The following is a 6,976-nucleotide window of genomic DNA, read 5'->3' on the forward strand; positions in this document are numbered from 1 at the left end:
AAATCAACAATGTCAACAAAAATGATAAATATTATAACTTTAAGCAATCCTGTCAGAGCTGTGTTCTTTGGCAGCACTGAATATTTATCTGAATAGTACTATAGATCTTTTATACCCAAAAATATATTGAAGACCTGTCTATTCGGATAGGTCTTTTTTGCTGCCCTAATTTCAGACTTTAACAATTCAAAAAAATCTGTTGTTTGTTAAGATCTCTGAAAATTTTCCTTTGATACGAAATACAAAAAATGTTTTGCCGGCTTTATAAGACCGGAGTGTATTTTGTGTCCATTTTTTTCAGAATCTTTTCTAAACACAGATCTAAAAATCAACAATTTAAATCAAACAAAATGAAATACAACACACGAAATATAGGGATTATAGCACACGTAGATGCAGGAAAAACAACGTTATCAGAAAGGCTTTTGTACTACACAGGACTTATTCATAAAATCGGTAATGTAGATGATGGAAATACCACCATGGATAAAGACATCCAGGAAAGAAACAGAGGAATTACCATTTCATCTGCTGCAGTTTCTACCCAATGGAAAAAAGACGATAAAGTTTATAATATCAACATTATTGATACGCCGGGACATATTGATTTTGCAGTGGAAGTGGAACGTTCATTAAGAGTTCTGGATAGTGTAGTTGCAGTTTTCTGTGCTTCTTCAGGAGTTCAGCCACAGACTGAAAATGTTTGGTTCCAGGCTGAAAAACATGGAACATCCAAAATCTGTTTCATCAATAAAATGGACAGAATTGGGGCAGACTTCTTTGCGGTTCTCAATGAGATAAAAACCAAACTGAATGCTGTTCCTCTGGCTCTTCAGATTCCGATGGGAGCTGAAGCACATTTTGAAGGTGTTATTGATCTTGTTAAAATGAAATCATTATACTGGACTGATGAAAACGGTGAAACCATTGTGGAAAAAGAAATTCCCGATCATTATATGGCTGAAGCTGATGAATACAGAATGAAGTTAATGGAAACTCTTGCAGAAAATGATGAAATGTTCTTTGATATTTTTATGGATACTGAACAAACAGTCACTGTTGAAATGCTCTCAGAAGCGATACAAAGAGTCTGCAGATTAGGATCAGCTGTTCCTGTTTTATGTGGTTCTGCTTTTAAAAATAAGGGAATCCAGCCTCTTCTTGATGCTGTGGTCACTTATCTGCCTGCTCCGGATCAGCTTGCTGACCTTCAGGGAAGAGATCCTCAAACAGAAGAAACAGTAACATTGGAAAGAAATGAATCTGCTGCTTTTTCAGGACTTGTTTTCAAAGTTGTAATTGACAAACATATGGGAAGGCTGGCTATGCTGAGAGTGTATTCCGGAAGGATACAATCCGGAGATACAATACTGAATGTAAGAACAGGTGAAAGCTACAGGATTTCCAGAATTTTACAGATGCAGTCGGACAAAACATTAACACTGGATGAAGCTAAAGCAGGAGATATTGTGGCTTTAACAGGAATAAAGGATGCCAAAACCGGAGATTCTTTATCTTCTATAGAGCAGCCGATATTACTGGAAGCGATTACGATTCCGACTCCTGTGATCAGAGTTGCTATCGAGCCGAAAACGAATGGTGATGAGAAATCTTTCGGTTTAGTGTTGGCAAAAATCCAGGAAGAAGATCCTTCGTTAGTGGTTGAAAGAGATCCACAAACCGGGGAAACTTTATTGAGTGGATTGGGAGAACTTCATCTCGAGGTTACCCTGGAGAAAATCCGTCTGAATCATGGTATTGAAATCAATCAGGGGAAACCTAAAGTTTCTTATCGTGAGATATTAACGGAAACCAGAGTTCACAGAGAAAAGCTTTCCAAGCAAAATGGAGGAAGTGGTCAGTTCGCTGATATCACATTTGAAATCGGACCAGGAAATGATAATGAACATGGATTGGAGTTCGTTAATATGATCAAAGGAGGTGTTATTCCTACTGAGTTCATCCCTTCTGTTGAAAAAGGTTTCAGAGAAGCTATGGAACATGGACCATTGAAAGGATATCCTCTGGAAAACATGAAGGTGACTCTTCTGGATGGTTCTTTCCACGCTCAGGATTCTGCAGCATTTGATTTCGAGATTGCTGCAAGAGAAGGATTCAAAGCAGCGGCAAAAGGATGTCATCCTAAACTGATGGAACCTGTTATGAAGGTAGAAATCCAGAGTATTGAGGAATACACGGGTGCCGTCACTGCGGATATCAACAGAAGAAGAGGAATCATTACTTCGATTGATGAAAAATCAGGAAGAAAGATTTTTGCAGCGGAAGTTCCGTTAGCATCCACTTTCGGGTATATTTCTGATCTGAGAACCCTGACAAGCGGAAGAGCTTCCATCAGCATGAAATTATCACACTATGCTTTAGTGCCTGATTTTATCGCCAATACATTAATAACCTAAACAAGCAAGGACTGTAGATTTTTTCTTACAGTCCTTGTCTGGTTATGGGGAATATTATGAATGGTCAATCGTCAATCCGCTGCGCTTGTCAATTTTTTTACTACAAAATTCACTATTCACTTGCAAAGCAAAATTCACTTATTGACTATGAAATAGTGAAAGGTCAATCGTCAATTCGCTACGCTTGTCAATTTTTTTACTACAAAATTCACTATTCACTTGCGAAGCAAAATTCACTTATTAACTCCTCTCCTATTTTTCCGGCATTACCTTATACGTAGGATCATCCTGAATATTGACTTCCACTACAGCTTCTGCATTTTTAAGTATTTTACGACAGTCCTCACTGAGATGACGCAGATGTAAGGTTTTATGATATTGTTTATAGCGTTTGGATAATTTATCCAGAGCATCTATAGCACTCATATCTACAATCCTACTTTCTTTAAAATCAATAACCACCTGATCCGGATCATTCATGGGATCAAATTTATCCGTAAACGCTGTTACTGAACCAAAAAATAAAGGTCCGTATATTTCGTAGTACTTCACTCCATTTTCATCCACATGTTTTCTTGCTCTGATTCTTTTAGCATTATCCCAGGCAAAAACCAATGCCGAAATGATCACTCCAATCAAAACTGCTAAAGCCAGATTATGTAAAACCACTGTAATCAGAGCTACAGTTACTCCAACAAAAATATCGGATTTCGGCATTTTATTCACAATCCTGATGGATACCCACTGGAAAGTACTGATGGCTACCATCATCATCACTCCTACTAAAGCAGCCATAGGAATTTTCTCTATGACAGGTGCTCCACACAGAATTATTATTAAAATTAACAATGATGCTATTATCCCGGATAATCTGGCTCTGGAACCTGCATTGAGATTCACCAGAGTTTGTGCTACCATTGCACATCCTCCCATTCCTCCAAAGAAACCATTGGTAATATTAGCCAATCCCTGAGCTACGGATTCTTTATTGGCACTCCCTTTCGTATTCGTAATTTCATCCACCATAGATAATGTCAGAAGAGACTCTATCAGGCCTACTCCAGCCATAATTAAGGCATACGGAAAAATAATCTGTAACGTTTCCAGAGAAAAAGGAATCTGTGGGATATGGAAACTAGGAAGATTTCCACTGATATGGGCAATATCTGCTACCGTTTTTGTTGGAATATTAAATCCAAGAACCACTGCAAAGACAATGATAATGGCAACAAGAGAGGCAGGAACAACTTTTGTGATTTTTGGAAAAAAATAAACAATGGCAATTGTAAGAGCCGTTAAGCCGGCCATAATGTATAAAGGCATTCCCTGCAGCCAATTTACCGTACCACTACTATCGGTTATTTTGAACTGCTCTACCTGGGCCATGAAAATAATAATAGCCAATCCGTTCAGGAATCCGTACATAACGGGTTGCGGAATCAGTCTTACAAATTTTCCCAGTTTAAAAATACCTACCATCATCTGAAGGATTCCGGCAAGTGCTACAGTGGCAAAAAGATATTCTATCCCATGAGATTGTATAAGAGCAATCAACACAACGATGGTTGCTCCTGCCCCACCGGAAACCATTCCCGGACGGCCTCCCAAAACGGCTGTTACAAGTCCCATCATAAAAGCTGCATAAAGACCGGTAAGCGGAGAAATACCTGCCAGGATAGCAAATGAAAGAGATTCAGGAATCATTGTCATCGCTACCGTAAAGCCAGCCAGTAGTTCATTTTTATAATTGATTTTTTTCGAAAAGTCGAATAAGCTTATAGTATTTTTCATTGATTGACAAAGGTATGGACTGTCGCGATGGTATACAATTTTTTCTTTTTATGATTTTTTCATGAACAAATCTGTTAATTTAAATAATTCACACATCAGTTCTTATAATATGTTAATTTTAATTAAAATAAACACATAAGGTGTAATTTTTATATTTATGATTGTTTTTACTTCTTATTTTTGTCTACATTTGAAAGCGAATAAGCAATTATTTGGTACTAATTAAAAATTCAACGAGTAAAAAGCTGTTTATCAATCTATCCACAGCTTCAACTCATAGAATTGTATAAAACCTTAATAGGTTATATATTATTTCACACAAATGGCAGGAAAAGAAGTTTGAAAGAGAAGAAGAGGAAACCATTGAAAATAAAGAATATAATCCAAGTACATTAAGGTGATCCCTACCCACCTGTTTTTAAGCTATTTGGCAAAATTCAAATTTATTTTATAAGATAAATCGTCTTATGAAAGCTATTTTAATATTCTTAATCATAATTTTTATTCTTTATCAATTTCAAATTTCTGTGAATTATTTCCTACCGTCAAAGATAATATATATCACCTATTCTCGTTTTTTTATATATAAGTTTAAACAAAAGAACAATATTTAGTAAAAATGTTATATAAAGAAATCCATATTGGGAAATTCATTAAGGAAAGAGTTGATGAAAATGAAATTACAGTAGAGAGAATATGTAAATTTTTAAGTAAAGATGAAGAGGCTGTCGAAATGATGTATGACAGCAGATCAATGGATACGGATCTTCTTTTAAGATGGAGCAAATTGCTGGAATATGATTTTTTCAGACTTTACAGTTCACATTTGATTTTATACGCTCCTCCTTCTGCCATTAATAAAAACCAGCAGAAGTCCGAAAAAACGCCTTATTTCAGGAAAAATATTTATACACAGGAAATCAAAGACTTTATTATGAAAAGAATTCTTTCCGGTGAAATGACTCAAAGTGAAGTTATTAAAGAATATTCTATTCCGAAAAGCACTCTCCACAGATGGCTTCAGAAGAGTGATAACTCAAACGGATAAACAGATAAAAATGCGCCCTAATTACAAAAAAATTTACCAGGATATGCTGAGGATGGAATATCCCGAAAAGCTTAAAGATCCAAAAGTTAAAGACCTTCTTGAAAAGCTTCATACAAGCGAAGATGTTCTTAAGTTCAATGAAAAACTGTTCAAGCAATCCAGAGAAAATCAAAAACTCAAAACCTATGACAGGCAGACTATGCTAAAACTGCTTCAGTATCAAAAAAAGCATGGTCATTCTACGAGTTATATGTCACGAAAATATAAAATAAGCCGAACAACGCTTTCAAAATGGAAAGGAATGTTTGAAGAAGAGCTTGAAAATACAATGAAAAATGCCGGTAAGTAATCTACTGGCATTTTTTTTAAAGGTAATAGTAAGGAAAAAACCGGGCTAAACGTTTGCCGGAGTCGAACCGGATAACCTTGCCGGAGTGACCGGCTTCGCTATTCCTCCCATAATTGTGTTACGATGAATTTTTTCCTAACGACACTTCAAAATGGTAATATAAAGAAGCTGGAAGTGGGCAGAAGAAAGGGGTTAAAGCCTGATAATCTATCTGACTTTATAGAAAATTATGATACAAAGATCTTTCAACGTCCCACTTCCGGCTTCTTGTATGATAAAACAAGGCAAAAAACGAATAATGTAGTCGTGCTCTAACCAACTGAGCTACTCTTCCTATATAGACCGTGTTTTTTTGTTGTGGAAGAGACGGGATTCGAACCCGTGCCCCCGTCGTGATGAGTGAAGTAACATTTTTCTACGGCACTTGTTTGTTTTTATTTTTCTTCTTCAGCAATATATGTTTTGACAATAGGATGAATTCTGGCATCTTCAGAATAATAGCTTAAACCAAACCCACTCCATCCGGAGGACCAATAGAGAATTATTTCTTTCAGATAAGGAATGTCTTTGGTTTCATCATACTTAAAATTTTCATTGAATATTTGTTGTACCTCATCAATAAGTTCCGGATAAAACCTCTTATCTTCTTCATCATATACATCTGTATAAATATCAAGATGATCTCTTAGTTCATATAGTAAGTAAGTTCTGAAATCCCAACCCAGAATGACAACGTCCGAACCCCTAACGCTTACTACAGGATTCCATTTTAAATTGTTATTTTCTACAACACAAGCTGAATCCCTGACAGGCAATAATTGAGGAAGTTTTGAAAACCATTCGTCAAAAATTTCTTTTTTTCTCTCCAAAGATTTAGGCTTTATTCCCCAGGATTTCAACCAAACATGATTGACACTTATAATATCATCCCACATCCATTTGTAAAAAGAATTTATCTGACTGATAATTTCTGTTTCATTCTCTAACCAATTATAAAAGAAAGTACATTCTTCTGCAATCAGTTTCCCTTCATCTTCGTATTCAACAATTTCTTTTTTGTCAATTGCATGAAGAATCTTTAAAAATTCTTTATGTTCAGACGTAAAGCTCACCTCATATTTTCTTTCAACCTGATCAATCTGTTCTTCAGAAAGCCCTTGCCATTTAGCTCCGTAAAATCCTTTAGGACAATTTTCATCATCTACAGACCACAATTTTTCTGTGCGTTCTTTGACCCAGTATAAAAATTCAGTCAGATTACTTGGTATATGCATGGTTATTCATTTTAAAATAAAAAAGAGGCAAGATTCGAAAAGACTTGTACAAGATCACTTTCATGACCTTCTGGAGTCGAACCAAATTAAACCGAAG

5 protein-coding genes are annotated in these 6,976 nt (G+C 35.9%); 3 read left to right on the plus strand and 2 right to left on the minus strand.

The window, feature by feature from the left end; translation table 11 throughout:
- The first annotated feature begins 350 nt into the window (after positions 1-350).
- Complete coding sequence (gene fusA, locus NK356_RS10510; protein ID WP_253316927.1) at positions 351-2,417, plus strand: elongation factor G; 2,067 nt, start codon at positions 351-353, stop codon at positions 2,415-2,417.
- A 252-nt stretch (positions 2,418-2,669) separates the two neighbouring features.
- Here the strand turns inward: fusA and NK356_RS10515 are convergent, their stop codons facing one another.
- Positions 2,670-4,208, minus strand: coding sequence for a SulP family inorganic anion transporter (locus NK356_RS10515; protein WP_253316928.1), 1,539 nt, complete (start codon positions 4,206-4,208; stop codon positions 2,670-2,672).
- A 619-nt stretch (positions 4,209-4,827) separates the two neighbouring features.
- Here NK356_RS10515 and NK356_RS10520 point away from each other — a divergent pair.
- Together NK356_RS10520 and NK356_RS10525 are read left to right on the plus strand one after the other, a co-directional pair.
- Entirely contained in the window at positions 4,828-5,256 is a 429-nt protein-coding gene (locus NK356_RS10520) for a transposase (protein ID WP_034693572.1), read from the plus strand.
- Positions 5,257-5,299: 43 nt separating this feature from the next.
- Positions 5,300-5,605: a helix-turn-helix domain-containing protein gene (locus tag NK356_RS10525; RefSeq protein WP_253316929.1), complete on the plus strand. Its 306-nt coding sequence runs from the start codon at positions 5,300-5,302 to the stop codon at positions 5,603-5,605.
- Positions 5,606-6,039: 434 nt separating this feature from the next.
- Here the strand turns inward: NK356_RS10525 and NK356_RS10530 are convergent, their stop codons facing one another.
- The gene (locus NK356_RS10530) at positions 6,040-6,879 is read right to left on the minus strand and encodes a hypothetical protein (RefSeq protein WP_034693565.1); all 840 of its coding nucleotides are present in this window, start codon (positions 6,877-6,879) and stop codon (positions 6,040-6,042) included.
- Positions 6,880-6,976 lie beyond the last annotated feature (97 nt).

Source organism: Chryseobacterium sp. S0630 (assembly GCF_024158915.1).
Taxonomy (GTDB): Bacteria; Bacteroidota; Bacteroidia; order Flavobacteriales; family Weeksellaceae; genus Chryseobacterium.